At 68.2% G+C, this 559-nt stretch carries 1 pseudogene; it reads left to right on the top strand.

Annotated elements, in window-relative coordinates:
* Positions 1-6: 6 nt before the first annotated feature.
* Positions 7-559: pseudogene (locus tag OIU93_RS20560) on the top strand (transposase); the annotation flags it as partial.

Raw genomic sequence — 559 nt, 5'->3', positions numbered from 1 at the left:
CTCGCCTTGCTGGGCCAACATGATGGCGGCGCCCCTTGGACTCGCATCGCCGCCGAGTCGGGGGTGCCGCTGCGGACACTGGCGCGCTGGTCCGCGAAGTATCGCGCCGACCCAACATCCAGGGGTTTGCAGCGTACCCGCCGTACCGATCACGGTCACCGGCGGATCCGGGCCGAACTCATCGAGGCCATCGAAGCACTGGCCCTTCAGCGCCCCGAACCCACCGCCGCCTTCATCCACCGCCGCGTGGGCGACATCGCGGCCGACCGCGGACTCAGTCCGCCGAGTTACTCCAGTGTTCGTGCGATCATCGGTGCCATCGACCCGGGACTTCGCACGCTTGCGCAAGAAGGGGATGCCGCGTACCGGGATCGCTTCGAGTTGGTGTTCCGCCGCGCCACTGCCCGCCCCAACGAGCAGTGGCAGGCCGACCATACACTGCTGGACATCATGGTCCTGGGCAGGAAAGGGACCGCGGTGCGGCCGTGGCTCACGGTCGTGTTGGATGACTATTCCCGCGCCGTTGCCGGATACACCCTCTTCACCGGGGCCCCGTCGG

Origin of the sequence: Paeniglutamicibacter sp. ZC-3, assembly GCF_025847175.2 — a bacterium.
Lineage (GTDB): Bacteria > Actinomycetota > Actinomycetes > Actinomycetales > Micrococcaceae > Paeniglutamicibacter > Paeniglutamicibacter sulfureus.
Note: the sequence above shows the minus strand (reverse complement) of the source record. Positions and strands in the feature narration are given on the sequence as shown.